At 61.4% G+C, this 17,825-nt stretch carries 15 protein-coding genes; 7 read left to right on the top strand and 8 right to left on the bottom strand.

Annotation, left to right across the window (positions count from 1 at the left end; genetic code table 11):
- Window positions 1-18 precede the first annotated feature (18 nt).
- The 3 genes from ACZ9IU_RS16230 to ACZ9IU_RS16220 all read left to right on the top strand — a co-directional run bounded on the left by ACZ9IU_RS16230 (window position 19) and on the right by ACZ9IU_RS16220 (window position 2,275).
- A complete protein-coding gene (locus ACZ9IU_RS16230) occupies window positions 19-372 on the top strand; it encodes a DUF6867 family protein (protein WP_038544595.1) in 354 nt (117 codons plus the stop codon).
- Between the two features lie 139 nt (window positions 373-511).
- Complete coding sequence (locus ACZ9IU_RS16225; RefSeq protein ID WP_038544593.1) at window positions 512-1,636, top strand: branched-chain amino acid ABC transporter substrate-binding protein; 1,125 nt, start codon at window positions 512-514, stop codon at window positions 1,634-1,636.
- A 345-nt stretch (window positions 1,637-1,981) separates the two neighbouring features.
- A complete protein-coding gene (locus ACZ9IU_RS16220) occupies window positions 1,982-2,275 on the top strand; it encodes a hypothetical protein (RefSeq protein WP_038544591.1) in 294 nt (97 codons plus the stop codon).
- Window positions 2,276-2,351: 76 nt separating this feature from the next.
- On the opposite strand, the gene ACZ9IU_RS16215 is transcribed toward ACZ9IU_RS16220, so the two are convergent.
- The 5 genes from ACZ9IU_RS16215 to ACZ9IU_RS16195 form a co-directional block, all read right to left on the bottom strand.
- Window positions 2,352-3,287, bottom strand: coding sequence for a response regulator transcription factor (locus ACZ9IU_RS16215; protein WP_038544590.1), 936 nt, complete (start codon window positions 3,285-3,287; stop codon window positions 2,352-2,354).
- Window positions 3,280-6,666, bottom strand: coding sequence for a hybrid sensor histidine kinase/response regulator (locus ACZ9IU_RS16210; protein ID WP_038544587.1), 3,387 nt, complete (start codon window positions 6,664-6,666; stop codon window positions 3,280-3,282). The genes ACZ9IU_RS16215 and ACZ9IU_RS16210 overlap by 8 nt, the downstream gene beginning before the upstream one ends.
- A gap of 121 nt (window positions 6,667-6,787) precedes the next feature.
- Window positions 6,788-7,519, bottom strand: coding sequence for an SDR family oxidoreductase (locus ACZ9IU_RS16205; RefSeq protein WP_038544585.1), 732 nt, complete (start codon window positions 7,517-7,519; stop codon window positions 6,788-6,790).
- 131 nt (window positions 7,520-7,650) lie between these two features.
- Window positions 7,651-8,247, bottom strand: coding sequence for a LysE family translocator (locus ACZ9IU_RS16200; protein ID WP_038544583.1), 597 nt, complete (start codon window positions 8,245-8,247; stop codon window positions 7,651-7,653).
- Window positions 8,248-8,334: 87 nt separating this feature from the next.
- Complete coding sequence (locus tag ACZ9IU_RS16195) at window positions 8,335-8,778, bottom strand: DUF488 domain-containing protein (protein ID WP_437179025.1); 444 nt, start codon at window positions 8,776-8,778, stop codon at window positions 8,335-8,337.
- 115 nt (window positions 8,779-8,893) lie between these two features.
- Between ACZ9IU_RS16195 and ACZ9IU_RS16190 the strand changes: the two genes are divergently transcribed.
- Window positions 8,894-9,856: a GlxA family transcriptional regulator gene (locus ACZ9IU_RS16190; RefSeq protein WP_038544581.1), complete on the top strand. Its 963-nt coding sequence runs from the start codon at window positions 8,894-8,896 to the stop codon at window positions 9,854-9,856.
- A gap of 1 nt (window position 9,857) precedes the next feature.
- Here the strand turns inward: ACZ9IU_RS16190 and ACZ9IU_RS16185 are convergent, their stop codons facing one another.
- From ACZ9IU_RS16185 to ACZ9IU_RS16175, 3 genes are all read right to left on the bottom strand, one after another.
- Window positions 9,858-11,519, bottom strand: coding sequence for an alpha-amylase family protein (locus ACZ9IU_RS16185; protein ID WP_038544579.1), 1,662 nt, complete (start codon window positions 11,517-11,519; stop codon window positions 9,858-9,860).
- Between the two features lie 92 nt (window positions 11,520-11,611).
- The gene (locus tag ACZ9IU_RS16180; protein ID WP_038544577.1) at window positions 11,612-11,920 is read right to left on the bottom strand and encodes a putative quinol monooxygenase; all 309 of its coding nucleotides are present in this window, start codon (window positions 11,918-11,920) and stop codon (window positions 11,612-11,614) included.
- Between the two features lie 126 nt (window positions 11,921-12,046).
- Entirely contained in the window at window positions 12,047-13,354 is a 1,308-nt protein-coding gene (locus ACZ9IU_RS16175; RefSeq protein ID WP_038544575.1) for a flagellin N-terminal helical domain-containing protein, read from the bottom strand.
- Window positions 13,355-13,638: 284 nt separating this feature from the next.
- Between ACZ9IU_RS16175 and urtA the strand changes: the two genes are divergently transcribed.
- From urtA to urtC, 3 genes are all read left to right on the top strand, one after another.
- Complete coding sequence (gene urtA / locus ACZ9IU_RS16170; protein ID WP_038544573.1) at window positions 13,639-14,943, top strand: urea ABC transporter substrate-binding protein; 1,305 nt, start codon at window positions 13,639-13,641, stop codon at window positions 14,941-14,943.
- Between the two features lie 77 nt (window positions 14,944-15,020).
- Window positions 15,021-16,652, top strand: a complete 1,632-nt coding sequence (gene urtB / locus ACZ9IU_RS16165; protein ID WP_051899788.1) for an urea ABC transporter permease subunit UrtB — start codon at window positions 15,021-15,023, stop codon at window positions 16,650-16,652.
- A complete protein-coding gene (urtC, locus tag ACZ9IU_RS16160) occupies window positions 16,649-17,818 on the top strand; it encodes an urea ABC transporter permease subunit UrtC (RefSeq protein ID WP_038544572.1) in 1,170 nt (389 codons plus the stop codon). The genes urtB and urtC overlap by 4 nt, the downstream gene beginning before the upstream one ends.
- The last annotated feature ends 7 nt before the right edge of the window (window positions 17,819-17,825 follow it).

Genomic DNA, 17,825 nt, shown 5'->3' with positions numbered 1-17,825 from the left:
CGACCGGAGGAATTTAGGATGCAGGGACTGTTTTTCGAAAGCGACAGCGGCGTGCGTTACCTCTTGCGTTTCCTCGTGCTGATGATCGGTTTCTGGACTGCCTGGCGGTCGGGCAAGGCCGCCGCCGAGGGCTGGAACGGCTATCCGACGGTGGTGGTCTATACGCTGCTACTCGGCGTGGCGATGCGTTTTCTGCACTATGCGCTGTTCCAGGGGCCGTTCATCAGCCCGTTCTACTACGTCCTCGACGTGATCGTCCTGCTCGTCTTTTCGGGCGCCGGATTCCGCATTCGCCGGACACGCCAGATGGTGCAGAATTACTATTGGCTCTACGAGCCGACTTCGGCTTTCTCCTTCAAGAAGAAAGATTGACAGCCGCACTTTTCTGTCCTCAGATTAGCTCGGGTTGAAATCATAAGTAACCTAGAGTGGAACATTTCCGGCGCAGTGATGGTGGGTATTGCGTCCGGTCTCGAAAAATCAGCTCACCTAAAAAATTGGGAGTAACTCGATGAAGAAGTCTCTTCTTTCCGCGGTTGCGCTGACGGCCATGGTCGCCTTCAGCGGTAGCGCATGGGCCGACATCGTTATTGGCGTCGGCGGTCCGCTCACGGGTCCGAACGCCGCCTTCGGTGCGCAGCTTCAGAAGGGTGCCGAACAGGCAGCAGCCGACATCAATGCCGCCGGCGGCATCAACGGCGAAAAGATCAAGATCGTCCTCGGCGACGACGTATCGGACCCCAAGCAGGGCATCTCGGTTGCCAACAAGTTTGCATCCGACGGCGTCAAGTACGTGGTTGGCCACTTCAACTCCGGCGTGTCCATTCCGGCTTCCAAGGAAGTCTATGCCGAAAACGGCATGCTGGAAATCACCCCGGCTGCGACCAACCCGGTCTTCACCGAGCGTGGCCTGTGGAACGTCTTCCGTACCTGCGGTCGTGACGACCAGCAGGGCGGTGTTGCCGGCGCTTATCTCGCCGACAAGTTCAAGGGCGCGAAGATCGCCATCATCGACGACAAGACGCCTTACGGCCAGGGCCTTGCCGATGAGACCAAGAAGGCAATGAACGCCAAGGGCCTCAAGGAAGTCATCCGCGAAGGCGTCAACGTCGGCGACAAGGACTTCTCGGCTCTCATCTCCAAGATGAAGGAAGCCGGCGTCTCGATCATCTACTGGGGCGGTCTCCACACCGAAGCCGGCCTGATCATCCGCCAGGCCAAGGACCAAGGCCTCAAGGCCACGCTCGTTTCAGGTGACGGTATCGTCTCCAACGAACTGGCTTCGATCGCCGGCGACGCCGTCGCAGGCACGCTCAACACCTTCGGCCCCGATCCGACGCTGAACCCGGCCAACAAGGACCTGGTTGCCAAGTTCAAGGCAGCCGGCTTCAACCCGGAAGCCTACACGCTGTATTCCTACGCAGCCGTGCAGGTCATCGCTGCCGGCATCAAGGCAACCGGCAAGGCCGACGACGCCGAAGCCGTTGCCAAGACGCTGCATGCAAAGGGTCCGTTCAAGACCGTTCTCGGCGACATTGCCTTCGACGCAAAGGGCGACCCGAAGATTCCGGGCTATATCATGTACGAATGGAAGAAGGGTCCGGACGGCAAGTACAGCTACTTCCCGCAAGGCTGAGCCGTTATCGGCAACCGTATCTTAGAAGGGAGCCCGGTCAAAAGCCGGGCTTCTTTGCGTTTGGGAGCACTTATAGGCGGCACGCCGGAGTCTCACTAAACTGGCAGCTGAATTCCGGACTTGGAAATCTCCACTATCTGGCATATCAAGGGTCAGGGCCTGTTAAATTCAGCCGAACCCGAAGGACGAGACGGGTTTCGCGCCTGGACTGCGTCGGGAAGATTTGAAAATGTGCGAGCATTTCCTGCATTTTCCCTCCTAACCGGGTACGAAATCCGTCACTTGGATTGGATGAATTCAACAGGTCCTAAGCCTGGATAATCCAATTTGAGGAGAGGTGATGTTATGGATCTGAGTGCCATTATTGCCCAGGTCATTGGCGGTGCCGTCGGCGGGGCCGCGGGTGGGAAAATCCTGAAGGATGCCGATCTCGGTCAGATCGGAAATATCATAGCCGGCGCGGTCGGTGGAGTTGGCGGTGGTTCAATCCTCGGCTCGCTTCTTGGAGCCGGCGGCGCGGCGGCTGGAGGCGTCGATTTTGCGGCGCTCGCTGGTCAGCTGGTCGGGGGCGGTATTTCCGGGCTTGTTGTTCAGATCGTCGTTGGTCTGGTCATCAACAAGTTTTTCAAAAAAGCCTGACTGCAGCGAAGCGTCTGTCGTCGCCACGCAGAGAAGCTTGTTCGTCGCTCGAAACGGTTCGCCGGATCGTTGTCGGCTACGCTGACCGCTCCTCGCCATGCAGCACATGAGCGGCCTTAACGGCGGCCGATGCGCGGTTTTCGACGCCGAGCTTCACATAGATCTGTTCCAGATGCTTGTTCACCGTGCGTGCCGAGAGGCCGAGGATGTCGCCGATGTCGCGGTTCGATTTGCCCTTGGCGATCCACAGCAGCACTTCGGATTCGCGCTGGGTCACCGGGAAATGCTGGCGCAGCACTTCGTCGTCGGGGCGTTTGTTGGCGGCCGTCAGGCGGAAGAGATGTTCGTCGGCGCCGATCGCGCCGAGGAAGGAGAACTGTAGGCTCGCCTGGCCGTTCTGGACGAGGGCGAAGGCGACGTCGCGGGCAAAACCGGGCTTGTCACGCTCGGCCATCCAGGTGGAAATCCGGCGGGAAACGATGTCGAGCCCATCGTCGCTGTTGGTGGCCGCGTTGATCAGCCGTGTCGCCTGGGGGGTCGACCAGTGGATCGCTCCACTCGCCTTGACCGCCAGCAGATGGCGGCCGGCGGCGTCGAGCGCCACGCGGGCGCTCTGGGCCGAACGGGCATTGGAAAGGTGCACCCGGATGCGGGCGCGCAGTTCGTCGATGTTGATCGGTTTGGTCAGATAGTCGACGCCGCCGGAATCGAGCGCGTTGACCACATGTTCGGTCTCGGTGAGGCCCGTCATGAAGATGACCGGTACTTGCGCAACGGCGCCATTGGTCTTCAGCTTGCGGCAGGTCTCGAAACCGTCCATGCCGGGCATCACCGCGTCGAGCAGGATGAGGTCCGGGGTGATGCGCTCGACGATGTTGAGCGCCGACTGGCCGGCCGTGGCGATCAGCACCGAGAACCCGGACTTTTCCAGCGCCTCGGTGAGGAAGCCCAGCGTTTCGGGGCTGTCGTCCACGAGAAGGACGATATCGCGCGGCAGAGCAGTTTCAGCCATCACTCGTCCTTTCTGCCTCAAGGCGGCTCAGGAATTTCATATAACCGGCGAGGTCGAAGGCCTGTACGTAGGCACCGAGTTCTTCCGTGAAGGGGCGGTGTTCCTCCTCCCGGGCGAGATCGGCGAGTTTCGCTTCGATACCGCGGACGTAGCCGATTTCGCCGAGCCGCAAAAGGTCCTGAACATGGTTCGTCCCCGGACTTTTGATCGGCTTTTTCGGGCCGACGACCGCCGGGATAACCGTTTCGTTCTCGTAGATCCAGACGAGGCCGAGATGGGCGGCGAGCTTATCGGCAAGCCTGCGGATGTCGACCGGTTTGGCGATGGCGTCGTTATGGCCCTCGTCGCCGGAATGCGTCGCGATACCGTCGCCGATATTGGCCGAGAGCATGACGATCGGCGCCACCTGGCCGATCTCGCGCAGCCGCGAAACGAGCTGCCAGCCGCTCATGCCGGGCATGGAGATATCGACCAGGAACAGGTCCGGCGTCACGCCCTCGATCAATGTCAGGCAATCCGGCCCGCTATTGGCGGTCAGCACAACGAAATCCATCGGCACCAACACTTCGCGCATCAGGTCACGATGGTCCTCGTTGTCGTCGACGATCACGATTGTGCGGCGCGGGCCGGTATAGGAGACGATCTTCTTTTCCGCCGCCGGTGTCGTGTTGGGCCGCTCGATGGCGGACAGCATCAGTCGCACCTTGAAGATCGAGCCTTCGCCCCTGGTGCTGGCGACCGCGATCTCGCCGCCGAGCGTATTGGTCAGCAACTGGGTGATGGTGAGGCCGAGACCGAGGCCGGGCATCGGCCTGATGCTTTCCGCCTCGCCGCGCTGGAAGGGTTCGTAGATGCGGCCGAGATCCTTTTCCGCAATGCCCCGACCGGTATCTGAGACGGTGAAGGTAGCGACCTGGCTGCGATAGGCGATGTCGAATTTCACCGTGCCTTCGTCGGTAAACTTGATCGCGTTCGAGAGAAGATTGACGAGGATCTGGCGCAGCCGCTTCTCGTCGGTGCGGACATATTGCGGCAGGGCGCGGGCGCGCTCGTGCTCGAAGGCTAGGCCCTTGGCCTGTGCCTGCAGGCCGAACATCTCGACGATCTGGTCGAGAAAATCCTGGATGTTGATCTCGTTGGAATAGACCTGCAGCCGGCCCGCCTCGATCTTGGAAATGTCGAGCAGCCCGTCGATCAGGCCCGACAGATGGTCGGCGGAGCGCTTGATGACCTTGATTGCCGACTGGCGCGGGGCGGGGATGGTCTCGTCGCGCTCGAGGATCTGGGCGTAACCGAGCACGGCGTTGAGCGGTGTGCGCAGCTCGTGGGAAAGGCCGACGACGTAACGGCTCTTGGCGCGATTGGCGGCCTCGGCGGTTTCCTTGGCGTCTTGAAGTGCCGCGTCGGTCTTCTTGTGGGCGGCGATTTCCTTGAGGAGCAGCGTGTTCTGGCGGGAGGATTCCTCTTCCGCCACCACCCGGCTGTCATGGGCGAGCACATAGAACCAGGAAACGATGCCGGCGATGATCGCGAAGACGAAAAAGACGATCAGCACCGTGCCATAGATGACCTCGGCGTTGACGGGGGTTGCATGGCTGACCTGGTAGGCGATCATGCCGAGGATCGCGCCGATCATCGAGATCGAAAATACCGCCGTGGTGGCATAACGCCCGAGGCGCGTCGTCAGCCGGGTGATGACGCTTTCCGGCAGGAAGGAGCGAGCGACCGCGCCAACCTGGGTGTTCAGCCGCGCATGCGGCTTGCACATATCGTGGCAGCGGCTGTCGAGCGAGCAGCAGAGCGAGCAGATCGGCGCAGCATAAGCGGGACACCAGGCCATGTCCTCGTGCTCGAACGGATGTTCGCAGATCGAGCAGGTGATCGAGCCGACCGTCTTCCAGCTCTGGCGCGGTTTTCGGGCGAGGTAAAATTTGCCCTTGGTCGCAAAGGCGAGCGCCGGCGACAGCAGGAAGGCAATCAGCGTCACATAGGTGGCGAGCGAGGTCATCAACGGGCCGAACAGGCCGAAATGGGCGGCGAGCGCTATCGCCGCCGAGCCGAACATCGAGCCCAAGCCCACCGGATTGATGTCGTAGAGATGGGCGCGCTTGAACTCGATGCCTTCGGGCGACAGGCCCAGCGGCTTGTTGATCATCAGATCGGCCGAGATGGTGCAGAGCCAGGCCATGGCGACGATCGAGAAGATGCCGAGCGTCGCTTCGAGCAGCCGGTAGATGCCGAGCTCCATCAAAAGCAGCGCGATCACCACGTTGAACACCAGCCAGACGACACGGCCTGGATGGCTGTGGGTGAGGCGCGAGAAGAAGTTCGACCAGGCGAGCGAGCCCGCATAGGCGTTCATCACGTTGATCTTCAGCTGCGAGACGACCACGAAGGCCGCCATCAGCAGCAGGGCGGCCGTATCGTTCGGGATCATGTAGCCGAAGGCGGCGAAATACATGTGCGCCGGGTCTGCCGCCTCGCGTATCGGCACGGCGGTCGAGAGCGTCAGGACAGCGAGGAACGAGCCTGCCAGGAGCTTCGGCACGCCGACCACCACCCAGCCGGGGCCGGCGAGGAAGACGGCGAACCGGTGACGCCACTTGTCGAGGCCCTCCGGCGGCAGGAAGCGCAGGAAGTCGACCTGTTCGCCGATCTGCGGCATCAATGCCAGGATAACGGCGGAGGCCGCGCCGAACTCGACCAGATTGAACGGGGCTGGGCCGCCAACTTGAGCGTTTGAATGGCCGATGCCGGCAAAGGAGCGCCAGAGATCGAACTTCTGCCAGTCCATGAAGGCGATGAACACGAAGGGCAGGATGTTCAGCACGATCCAGAACGGCTGGGTGATCAGCTGGAAGCGAGAGATGAGCTGCACGCCGTAGATGACCAGCGGGATGACCACCACGGCGCTGATGATGTAGCCGATCCAGGGCGGAATGCCGAAGGCGAGATCCAGGGCGCCGGTCATGATCGACGCCTCGATCGCAAACAGCATGAACGTGAAGCTCGCATAGATCAGCGAGGTGATGGTCGAGCCGATATAACCGAAGCTTGCGCCACGGGTCAGGAGGTCGATATCGACGCCGTGGCGGATCGCGTAACGGCTGATCGGCCAGCCGATCGCCAGCATGGCGACGGCAGCCGCGATGATCGCGAAAATTGCGTTGGTGGTGCCGTAGGAGAGGGTGATCGTGCCGCCGATCGCCTCCAGCGCCAGAAAGGAGATGGCGCCGATGGCGGTCTGGGAAATGCGGCTGGAGGAAAACCGGCGGGCGCTCTTGGCGGTGAAACGGAGGGCGTAGTCCTCCAGCGTCTGGTTGGCGACCCAACGATTGTATTCACGCCGAACGGGAATGATGCGTTGCCGCGCTGCCATGCCTAATTTCTAGCACCTTTTGAGGAGAGACCGTCAATTGTGCACTTTCGGCTGAGGCGCGGCGTTTTGCAAGCAAAGTATGATGCGATGCGGTAAATCCCCACCGCATCCTGGAGCCTGGTTACAGGGTGCGGGTCGGGCGCACGACGATCTCGTTGGTATCCACATCTTCCGGCTGGTCGATGACATGCAGGATGGCGCGGCCGATCGCATCGGGCGTCAGGGCGACGCTGCGATAGGTCTTCATCGCATCCGCCGCGACCGGGTCGGTGATCGTGCCGGCAAGCTCGGATTCCACGACGCCCGGATAGACGCAGGTGACGCGGATCCTGTCGTTCTCCTGGCGCAGTCCGTCGGAAATTGCCCGCACCGCGTATTTGGTGGCGCAATAGACCGCCGCGGTCGGCACCACGCCGAGGCCGCCTATCGACGAAATGTTGATGATCTGGCCGTACCCCTGGCCGTTCATGATCGGCAGAACCGAGGCGATGCCGTAGAGCACGCCGCGGATGTTCACGTCGATCATCCGATCCCATTCCTCGACCTTCAGCGATGACATCAGCGACAGCGGCATCAGGCCGGCATTGTTGATGATGACGTCGATGCGGCCGAATTCGGCCAGCGCGAATTCGGCGAAGGCCTGAAAGTCCTGGTGGTCGGTGACGTCGAGCCGGCGGCTGCGAACGGTGCCGCCGGTTGCAGCGATCTCTTCGGCCAATGCTTCCAGCCGGTCGGTGCGGCGGGCGCCGAGCACGACCTTGGCACCGGCGGCGGCCAGAATGCGCGCCGTGCCTTCGCCGATGCCGCTGCTGGCGCCGCTGATAAGAACCACCTTTTCAGTGATTTGAGTCATGTTGCTGATCCTCTGTGCGAGGCAGCGGCGGCATGCCGCTGCAGGCACGGGATCTATGCGCCGGATGCGCGGCCGACCGGTATCAAGGTCCTCCGCAGTTCTTGCACGATCGTCCGAGCCTGCATCTGCGGCTATTTCAAAAGCGGCCAGAGCGTTGCCACCAGCAGCAGCGCCATGACGATGTTGAACCATTTCAGTCGGGCCGGATCGGACAGGAACTGCCGAAGCGCCACGCCGAAGCCGGCCCAGACGGCGACGCTCGGCAGGTTGACGATGGCGACGACGAGCGTGATCAACACGACGGAGACGAAGGGGTTTTCGGCGCTGGCATAGGCCGCCATGGCGGTGAGCGCGGCGACCCAGGCTTTCGGGTTGACCCACTGGAAGGCGGCGGATTCGAGGAAGGTGAGGGGACGGGCGGCGCTCGCGCTATCGCTGGAGACGGAACGGGACATGGCAATGCGCCAGGCGAGGTAGAGCAGGTAGGCGCCGCCGGCGATCTTCAGCATCAATCCAAGCGGCGGATAGGCCGTCAGAAGCGCGCCGAGACCGAAGCCGACCGCCAGCAGCACCGACGAAAAACCGATGGTAATACCGAGGATCTGCGGCACGGTGCGCCGGAAACCGAAATTGGTGCCCGAAGCAAGCAGCATGAAATTGCTCGGCCCCGGCGAGACCGAGCCGACAAGCGAAAAAAGGGCGATTGCAAGGATGGTTTCATAGGCCATGGCAAAGGGTCTCCCACGCGGGGAGGCTGCTCCCGGCGGCGTTAGGGCGTCTGGTTGTTCAGTCGAGATTCTGGAGGTGGTTGTATTCTAGAGATGGCGGATGCTGAGCTTGCCGCCCCATTTGCCATTCAGGTAGTCACAGACGAGCCGGCGATGGCAATGGTGCGGCTTGTCTTCCGAGCAGAGCAGGCAGGAGCCATCGAACTCTTCTGCCTTGAAGTGATCTTCCACCTTGCGTTCAGCCATCAAGCCAAGGAAATCATTCTGGAAAACATTCCAGTCGCCTTTCTCCTTCTTGAAGGCAGTCATGATCTCCTCGGTCGGCGCCAGCAGCGGTTCATGCACATAACCGGCGCCGCAGATCGTCTTCAGGAAGAAGGCGAGGTCGTCGGATTTGGCAAAACCGGCGAGTTGCGAGGTGTTGTGGAGGCGCACATCCAGGACCCGCTTGACGCCGGCCGCCCTGATGCGGCCGAAGAAATCCTCGGCGGTCGTCTTGGTGAAACCGATCGTGGTGACATCCATGCTCATGCGTCTCTTTTTGTCGCAACAGGCTCAGTCATGCGACGTTTTCCGGGCCTGATATTCCGCCACGCCGGCCCGTTTGCCTATTGTCAATATTGACATTGTTGATAGTGTTCTTGCCATGAAGCTGCAGATCCTTGTCCTCGATCCCGTCTTTGATACCGGCCTGTCGACCATGCTCGACGTGTTCACCATGGCAAACGAGCTTGCGGCGATGCTGTCGCTCGATGTGCCGGCCTTCGACGTGTCGGTCGTCGGCGTGCGCAAACAGGTGAAGACGGCGCATGGGCTTGCCGTGCCGATCTCCGGAAGCTTCGATGCGAAGGCCGGTGGCTGGCTGGTGGTGCCAGCGATTGCCTGCAAGATGCCGGACGTGCTGGTGCCCGCCCTCGACCGTCCCGACATCCGCGATGCGGGGGCGGTGCTGCGAGAGGCCAAGGCGGCGGGCATGAATGTCGCCGCCGCCTGTATCGGCACGTTCGTTCTGGCCGAATCCGGCCTGCTCGACGGAGAGAAATCGACGACCAGCTGGTGGCTCGCGCCGCTCTTCCGCCAGCGTTACCCCTCCGTGCAGCTGGAGGATGGCCAGATGCTGGTGAAATCCGGCTCGCTGGTGACGGCGGGCGCCGCACTCGGCCATATGGACATGGCGCTCTGGCTGGTGCGGCAGGTGAGCCCGGAGCTTGCCGGCCTTGTGGCGCGCTACCTCATCGTCGACAATCGGCCGTCGCAGTCGGCCTACGTGATCACCGACCATCTTTCGCATGCCGATCCCCTGGTGCAGCGTTTCGAGCGCTGGGCACGCGGCCGTCTCGGGGAGGGGTTTTCGCTGGACAACGCGGCCGATGCGGTCGGCGCCAGCAAGCGAACGCTGGCCCGGCGCATGCAGCAGGTGCTCGGCAAGACGCCGCTCTCCTATTTCCAGGATCTCCGTGTCGAACGCGCGGTGCATCTCCTGAAGACCAGCGACAAGAGCCCCAACGAAATCGCCGCACTCGTCGGTTATGCGGATGGGGTTACGCTGCGGGCATTGCTGCGGCAAAAGACTGGCCGCGGTGTACGCGAGGTGAGGGCGGGCGGTTAGCCTATACTTCCTTGCGCCGCAGCAGGTAATCGAGACCGCCGACCCGGAACCAGCGATAGGCATAGGCATCGAGCAGGAGCCGGTGCCGGCCGTTGGCATCCGCCTCGCTGTTGCCACCGTCTGCGATATCGATGAGAAGATCGCCATGCTCTCCGATACCGACCACGAAGGTTACTTCGACCGGTTTCGAATTCAGGTTGTGGACTATCAGCACGGAATTGTCGCGCCAATCGTAACGGAGTGCCAGCACGCCGGTATCCCCGGTGTTGAGGACGGTGCAGGCGCCCCAGCCGATCTCCGGGGCTTCCTTGCGCATCCGGATCAGGCGCTCCGTCCAGTTCAACATCGAGTTCGGGTCGCGCCGTTGCTCAGCGACGTTGATGTGCTCAAAACCGAATAGTCCGCCGCTGATAACCGGCAGGACCGGCTTGTCGTTCTTGGTGAAGCCTCCATGCGGCTCGGCCGACCATTGCATCGGCGTGCGGGCGCAGTTGCGCTCTGGCAGCGACAGGTCGTCACCCATGCCAATCTCGTCGCCATAACGTAGCACCGGCGTGCCGGGCAGCGAAAACAGCAGGCTGTAGGCGAGTTCCAGGCGCCTCCGGTCGTTCTCCAGCATCGGCGCCAGCCGCCGTCGGATGCCGCGGTCGTAGAGCTGCATGTTCTTGTCCGGCCCGAATTCCGAAAACACTTTCTGGCGCTGTTTTTCGGTCAGGCGACCAAGATCGAGTTCATCGTGATTGCGCAGGAACATGCCCCATTGTCCCGTTTCAGGCCGATCGCTGGTATTGACGATTGCTTTTGCCAGCGGCCGGGCGTCTCCGGAGGCGAGCGCATAAAACAGGGCCTGGTTGACGTGAAAGTTGAACATCATCTGCATGCGATCGCCGTCATCGCCGAAATACGCGAGGTTCTCCTTCGGCACGACATTGGCTTCGGCAAGGATGATCGAATCTCCGAGCCGCCATTGCAGGAATTCGCGAAAAACCCGGAGCATGGCGAACTGCTCCCTCGGCTTTTTCACGTCGGCACCCTTTTCGGCGATCACGAATGGCACGGCATCCATGCGAAAACCGGAAACACCGAGCTGGATCCAGAAACCCATGATCTTGAGGATTTCCGCCTGCACATGCGGGTTGGAGGTGTTGAGATCCGGCTGGAACTCGTAGAAGCGGTGAAAGTAATATTGCCTGGCCTTTTCGTCATAGGTCCAGGTCGTCTTCTGCACGCCCGGAAACACCATGCCCTCATTGGCATTCGCCGGCTTCTTGTCGGACCAGATATACCAGTCGCGATAGTAGGATTCCGGGTCGCTGCGGGCGTTCTGGAACCAGGGATGCTGGGTGGACGTGTGGTTGACTACGAGATCGATCAGCACCCGAATGCCGCGCTGCCGGGCGCCATGGGTGAATTCGACGAAATCGCCGAGCGTGCCGTAGCGCGGGTCGACATTGTAGTAGTCGGAGACGTCGTAACCGTCGTCCCGGCCGGGCGAGGTCTGGAACGGCATCAGCCAGATGGCATTGACGCCGAGACCGGAGATATAGTCCAGCCGCCGTTGCAAGCCCTGGAAATCCCCGATCCCGTCGCCATTGGAATCCATGAAGGTCTCGACGGAGAGGCAATAGACGACGGCGTTCTTGTACCAGAGGTCGTTGATCACGGGTTCGAGCTCCTCGGGCGGTTGGCGGATCCGGGGAGGCAAGCGCGTGAGGCGCAGAAATGTTCCCACGGGGGAACGGCCTGGCCGAAGATTTACGCGGCGCGGTCTTCCCGCAGCGGATGCCAGACTGAAATGTCGCGCGGGCTGGCGAGCAGGTCCGGCAGGGCCGCGTGCCATTCCTCGCGATAGCGGCGCTTCAACTGGACCTCCAGCACGTCGCCATGATCCTCCCATGTCTCATAGAGCATCATGCGGTTCTCGTTCCCGGGATCGGCGTGCAGCATGGCATTGTGGAACATCGGCTCGCGCCGCATGGCATTGAGCACGCCGTTCAGAAGCGTCAGGAAGCGGTCGCGCTGGCCTGGGAGGATATCGAAACGAATGACGTAAGTGACTGGCATGGGGCTGATCCTTTCGCGCTGCAAAGCTGGATCCTGGGATAGATGCCATCCGTCGCCGGGTCGATTACCTCGGAGGTCATATATCGCGTGCGCAATGCGCGCCTGCCGGTAAGGACGACGGTCTCGTTACTGGAAGAGAGACAGGATGTTTCGCGCGTCCGAATTGGCGATGGAAAGCGACTGGGTCGCGAGTTGCTGCTGGACTTGCAGTGCCTTGAGCCTGCTCGACGCCTCGGTCATATTGGCATCGACGAGGCGCCCAATGCCTCTGTCGAGACTGTCGGCGAGACTGTTTCCAAATGCTTCCTGCATCTCGATCCTCGACCTGATCGAGCCAAGGTAAGCACCGGCCGATATGACCTTCTGCTGCATCTCGTCGAGAACCAAGGTTATTGTCGGAAAGTCGATGTCGGGATCGGTGACGTCGATATCGAGAATATCGATACCCTCCGGCGGCAGCGTCCGGGTGTGAACTGGCGGCTGTACCGTGATCAGCTCCGCGGCGAGAGGAATGGTGGCGCGAAAGAAGATATTCGGCGCTCCACCCTGAGCCGCAAACAGGATGTCTGGGGGCGCCTTGTTGAGAAACGTTGCCTGCAGCAAGACTTTCGCCCAATCGGCCGTGCTTTCGATATCTCCGTCGAAGCCGTATCCTATCTGGCCTCCGAGCGCCTGGTCGACGACACTTTTGGTGATGACGAACGTATCGTTGGACGTACCCACTGAGAAGGGGACCGTGACGACGTCGAATTTCGTAATCGTGAAGGGTTGGTCGAATACCGGACCCGGTACGTCGCCATAACCGGATGTCGAAAATCCGAGCAATCCACCGATCGTGCCGAGGCCATAACCCAGATCCGGATCAGGTTCTTTCTGCAAAATTCCGCCGCCGCCATTCTTGAACAGTACGAGTTTCGACAGATCGACGTCGATGGTCTTGACGGAGACGGTTCCGTCCTCGCTGCGATCGAACGACGATACGACAGAAGTCTTGGCGCCTGCTTCGCTGGCCTGGCCCAACATGTCCGACCGCAACCAGTTCTGGCCGGCGAAAGTCGCGGAGTTGGATATCGAGACGATCTGCTGCTTCAACTGCTCCAGTTCTTCCTGGATCTTGTTCTTGTCTATTCCGTCCTGCTGGGCGGAAACGACCTTGGCCATGAACGCCGCCAGGATATCGGTCGTCGCAGCTATGCCTTCATAGGCCGTATCGACTTTTGCTGCTCCGAGGCCAAGGGCGTCGTGCACGGTCGAGAGGGCACCATTGTCCGACCGCATGGTGGTGGCGATCGACCAGTAAGCGGGATTGTCGGAGGCCTGTTCGATACGCAAGCCGGTCGAGACCTGCCGCTGCGTGCCAAACATCTGGCTGTCAAGGGAGCGAAGCATTTGGAGCGCGGAGGCAGCTCCAGCATTCGTGAGGATGCTACTCATGGGATCTACACCGAAACAACTCCCCCCGCCCTACATGAGCGTCGGATTATAAAATCCAAATATGGTTAATATATCAATAAGTACGCTCGATGGTGGCCACGCCGACCTGCTTGGCTGAAGATGCCAGCTGGGCGTGGGATTTCTACCCCCGGCATCCCTCTTCCCCCTTCTCCCCCACCGGTACGTCATTCGACGTATACGGTTTTGCGATGCAGCAACCGATAGTCGCTTAAGCAACGGTTAAGTTCTTCGTTGCGGACGAACGAGAAGAGGGGTTCGAACCAATGACATTCAAGTCCAAATCGGGCAAATCCAAACTGGGTGGCGCGCTGCTCGCCGCCGTAATGTCAGCGACGGCGCTGCAGGGTGCTTTCGCCGCTGACGACACCATCAAGATCGGTGTTCTGCACTCGCTTTCGGGCACCATGGCCATCTCTGAGACCACCCTCAAGGATGTCATGCTGATGCTCGTCGCCGAGCAGAACAAGAAGGGCGGCGTGCTCGGCAAGAAGCTCGAAGCCGTCGTCGTCGACCCGGCGTCCGACTGGCCGCTGTTTGCCGAAAAGGCCCGCCAGCTGATTTCGCAGGACAAGGTTGCCGCCGTTTTCGGTTGCTGGACCTCGTCGTCGCGCAAGTCGGTTCTGCCGGTCTTCGAAGAGCTGAACTCGATCCTGTTCTACCCGGTCCAGTACGAGGGTGAGGAATCCTCGCGCAACATCTTCTACACAGGCGCTGCCCCCAACCAGCAGGCCATTCCGGCGGTCGATTATCTGGCGAAGAAAGAAGGCGTCAAGCGCTGGGTTCTCGCCGGTACCGACTACGTCTATCCGCAGACGACCAACAAGATCCTCAAGGCCTATCTGATGTCGAAGGGCGTTGCCGAATCCGACATCATGGTCAACTACACGCCGTTCGGTCATTCCGACTGGCAGACGATCGTCTCGGACATCAAGAAGTTCGGCTCGGCCGGCAAGAAGACCGCCGTCGTCTCGACCATCAACGGCGATGCCAACGTGCCGTTCTACAAGGAACTCGGCAACCAGGGCATCAAGGCTGAAGACATCCCGGTCGTCGCGTTCTCGGTCGGCGAAGAAGAACTCGCCGGTCTCGACACCAAGCCGCTGGTCGGGCATCTGGCCGCCTGGAACTACTTCCAGTCCGTCGATGCGGACGTCAATGCCGAATTCATCAAGGAATGGCATGCGTTCACCAAGAACGACAAGCGCGTCACCAACGACCCGATGGAAGCCGCCTATATCGGCTTCAACGCCTGGGTGAAGGCCGTCGAAGCCGCCGGCACCACCAATACCGATGCCGTGCTGGACAGCATTATCGGCGTCTCCGTTCCGAACCTGTCGGGCGGCACGTCCACCGTCATGCCGAACCACCACATCACCAAGCCGGTGCTGATCGGTGAAATCCAGGCTGACGGCCAGTTCGACATCGTTCAGGAAACCGCGCCTGTGGTCGGCGACGAGTGGTCCGATTACCTGCCGGACAGCAAGAACCTGATCTCCGATTGGCGCAAGCCGATGTCCTGCGGCAACTTCAACGTTGCTTCCGGCAAGTGCGGCGGCAAGGGCAGCTGATCCGATTGCCTTCTAGATGTTCATCGACATCATCGCGGGCGGCGTTCAGTCGCCCGCGATCTCGCAAGGGGGTTCCAATGACGAGCAAAGTTGCTTTCCGCGTTCTGCAGAGCCTTGGTCTTCTGCTCTGCCTGATCTTTTCTCTCGCCGCGCCGTCGTTCGCGCAGCAGACCGATCCCAAGCCGCTGATCGACGCGCTCTCCAAGGCGGATTTCGGCGAAGCTGAAAAACTGATCGGCCAGCTTGCCGCCACAGGCGATGCGCGGCTCGTGCCGGCGCTGAATGCCTTTTCCGAGGGCGATCTCTATTTCCGCAAGTCGGACGGCCTGGTGTTCATCGGCAAGGCGGTCGGCTCCAGCTACGAACTGACTGATCCGGTCACCGGCGCCTCTGCCGGCCAGGCCGCCAAGAACGCCGTCACGAAGATCAAGATCAACAACAGCCTTCGCCGTGTCATCCGCTCGGCCATGGGCGGCCTGACGCTGATGAGCCCGGATCGCGAGGTCCGGCTGCAGGCGGCCGATGCGGTGCTTCGCTCGCCGAGCGCCGAAAACCTCGAACTCCTCGAAACCGCGATCTCCAAGGAGACGGACGGCGAGGTCAAGGCCCGCATGGTAGAGGCGCGCGCCGTGTCGCTGCTCTCCTCCGATCGCTCCATCGATGAAAAGCGCACCGCGATCCAGACGATCAAGAACTATGGCGGCCGCAACGCGATCGGCATCCTGATGGGCGCTTCCGCGGGGCTCGATCCGAGCCTCAAGGGCGATGTCGATGCGGCCATCGCCAGTATCGAAAGCGGCCAGAGGCTCTGGGATATCGGCCAGAACGTCTGGTATGGCGTCTCTCTCGGCTCGGTCCTGCTTCTTGCGGCGATCGGGCTTGCGATCACCTTCGGCGTCATGGGCATCATCAACATGGCGCATGGCGAAATGGTCATGCTTGGCGCCTATTCCACCTTCGTGGTGCAGCAGCTCATCCGCGATCATGCGCCCGGCCTGTTCGACTGGTCGCTGGCGATCGCGCTTCCGGTTGCCTTCCTCGTCACCGGCGCCGTCGGCCTGGTTGTCGAGCGCGGCGTCATCCGCTTCCTCTACGGCCGGCCGCTCGAAACCCTGCTCGCCACCTGGGGCGTCTCGCTGATCCTGCAGCAGACGATCCGCTCGATCTTCGGCCCCACCAACCAGGAAGTCGGCAATCCGTCGTGGATGTCCGGTTCCTTCCCGGTCGGCGGCATGACGATCACCTGGAACCGCATGTGGATCATCGCCTTCTCGCTGTCGATCTTCGTGGCGCTTTTGGTGGTGATGAAAAAATCCTCCTTCGGCCTCAACATGCGCGCCGTCACCCAGAACCGCCGCATGGCCTCGTCAATGGGCATCAAGACGCCCTGGGTCGACGCTTTCACCTTCGCCCTCGGCTCCGGCATCGCCGGCATTGCCGGTGTCGCACTCTCCCAGATCGACAACGTCTCGCCGAATCTCGGCCAGAGCTACATCATCGACAGTTTCATGGTCGTGGTGTTCGGCGGCGTCGGCAATCTCTGGGGCACGCTGGTCGGCGCGCTGTCGCTCGGGGTGCTCAACAAGTTCCTCGAACCATCGGTCGGCGCCGTGCTCGGCAAGATCCTGGTTCTGGTGCTGATCATCCTGTTCATCCAGAAACGTCCGCGCGGTCTCTTCGCGCTCAAGGGAAGGGCGGTGGAAGCATGATTTCCGGCTTTGTCTTCCGCGCCCTCGAGGGCCGCATTGTCGCTGCCGTCGGCATCCTTCTCGGCATCGGCATCCTGGTGCCCGCACTCAACCTTCTGACCCCGCCCGACAGCGCCATCCATATCCCGACCTATGCCATGTCGCTGTTCGGCAAATATCTCTGCTATGCGTTGCTGGCGCTGGCGCTCGATCTCGTCTGGGGCTATTGCGGCATCCTCTCGCTTGGCCATGGCGCCTTCTTCGCGCTCGGCGGTTATGCGATGGGCATGTACCTGATGCGCCAGATCGGCCCGCGCGGCGTCTACGGCAACCCGATCCTGCCGGACTTCATGGTGTTCCTGAACTACAAGGAACTGCCGTGGTTCTGGCACGGCTTCGACTGGTTCATCTTCGCCATGGCGATGGTGATCGTCGTGCCCGGCCTGCTCGCCTTCATCTTCGGCTGGTTCGCCTTCCGCTCCCGCGTCAACGGCGTCTATCTGTCGATCATCACCCAGGCGATGACCTACGCGCTGCTGCTCGCCTTCTTCCGCAACGACATGGGTTTCGGTGGCAATAACGGCCTCACCGACTTCAAGGACATTCTCGGCTTTTCTGTTCAGGCGGACGGCACGCGTGCGGTCCTGTTCTTCATGTCGGCGCTGATGCTGTCGCTCTGCCTGATCCTTGCCTCGGCCATCGTCCGCTCGAAGTTCGGCAAGGTGCTGGTCGGGGTGCGTGATGCGGAAAGCCGGGTGCGCTTCCTCGGCTTCCGGGTCGAGAACATCAAGCTCTTCACCTTCGTCGTTTCCGCCATGATGGCGGGGATTGCCGGCGCGCTGTTCGTGCCGCAGGTCGGCATCATCAATCCGGGCGAATTCGCGCCCGCCAACTCGATCGAAGTGGTCGTCTGGACGGCGGTCGGCGGGCGCGGCACGCTGATCGGCCCGATCATCGGCGCGATCCTGGTCAATGGCGGCAAGAGCTTCTTCACCGGCGCCTTCCCGGAAATATGGCTGTTTGCGCTCGGTGGTCTGTTCATCGCCGTGACGCTCTTCCTGCCGAAGGGCATCGTCGGAACGATCCAGCACGGCTTGAAGGCTCGGCATGCGTTGAAGGCGGCGGCGGATGCCGAAAAGGGCAGGGGTGACGCCACCACGGTGGCGCAAGCCCACGCGGCGGAATAGGGGCACG

The sequence above is a fragment of the Mesorhizobium sp. USDA 4132 genome, from assembly GCF_056279545.1.
Note: the sequence above shows the minus strand (reverse complement) of the source record. Positions and strands in the feature narration are given on the sequence as shown.

Bases quoted from the DNA above. Each gene is read 5' to 3' on its own strand.
- urtA (WP_038544573.1), top strand. From the start codon at position 13,639: ATGACATTCAAGTCCAAATCGGGCAAATCCAAACTGGGTGGCGCGCTG.
- ACZ9IU_RS16215 (WP_038544590.1), bottom strand. From the start codon at position 3,287: ATGGCTGAAACTGCTCTGCCGCGCGATATCGTCCTTCTCGTGGACGAC.
- ACZ9IU_RS16190 (WP_038544581.1), top strand. From the start codon at position 8,894: ATGAAGCTGCAGATCCTTGTCCTCGATCCCGTCTTTGATACCGGCCTG.
- ACZ9IU_RS16205 (WP_038544585.1), bottom strand. From the start codon at position 7,519: ATGACTCAAATCACTGAAAAGGTGGTTCTTATCAGCGGCGCCAGCAGC.
- ACZ9IU_RS16230 (WP_038544595.1), top strand. From the start codon at position 19: ATGCAGGGACTGTTTTTCGAAAGCGACAGCGGCGTGCGTTACCTCTTG.
- ACZ9IU_RS16210 (WP_038544587.1), bottom strand. From the start codon at position 6,666: ATGGCAGCGCGGCAACGCATCATTCCCGTTCGGCGTGAATACAATCGT.
- urtC (WP_038544572.1), top strand. From the start codon at position 16,649: ATGATTTCCGGCTTTGTCTTCCGCGCCCTCGAGGGCCGCATTGTCGCT.
- ACZ9IU_RS16180 (WP_038544577.1), bottom strand. From the start codon at position 11,920: ATGCCAGTCACTTACGTCATTCGTTTCGATATCCTCCCAGGCCAGCGC.
- ACZ9IU_RS16175 (WP_038544575.1), bottom strand. From the start codon at position 13,354: ATGAGTAGCATCCTCACGAATGCTGGAGCTGCCTCCGCGCTCCAAATG.
- ACZ9IU_RS16200 (WP_038544583.1), bottom strand. From the start codon at position 8,247: ATGGCCTATGAAACCATCCTTGCAATCGCCCTTTTTTCGCTTGTCGGC.
- ACZ9IU_RS16195 (WP_437179025.1), bottom strand. From the start codon at position 8,778: ATGAGCATGGATGTCACCACGATCGGTTTCACCAAGACGACCGCCGAG.
- urtB (WP_051899788.1), top strand. From the start codon at position 15,021: ATGACGAGCAAAGTTGCTTTCCGCGTTCTGCAGAGCCTTGGTCTTCTG.
- ACZ9IU_RS16225 (WP_038544593.1), top strand. From the start codon at position 512: ATGAAGAAGTCTCTTCTTTCCGCGGTTGCGCTGACGGCCATGGTCGCC.
- ACZ9IU_RS16220 (WP_038544591.1), top strand. From the start codon at position 1,982: ATGGATCTGAGTGCCATTATTGCCCAGGTCATTGGCGGTGCCGTCGGC.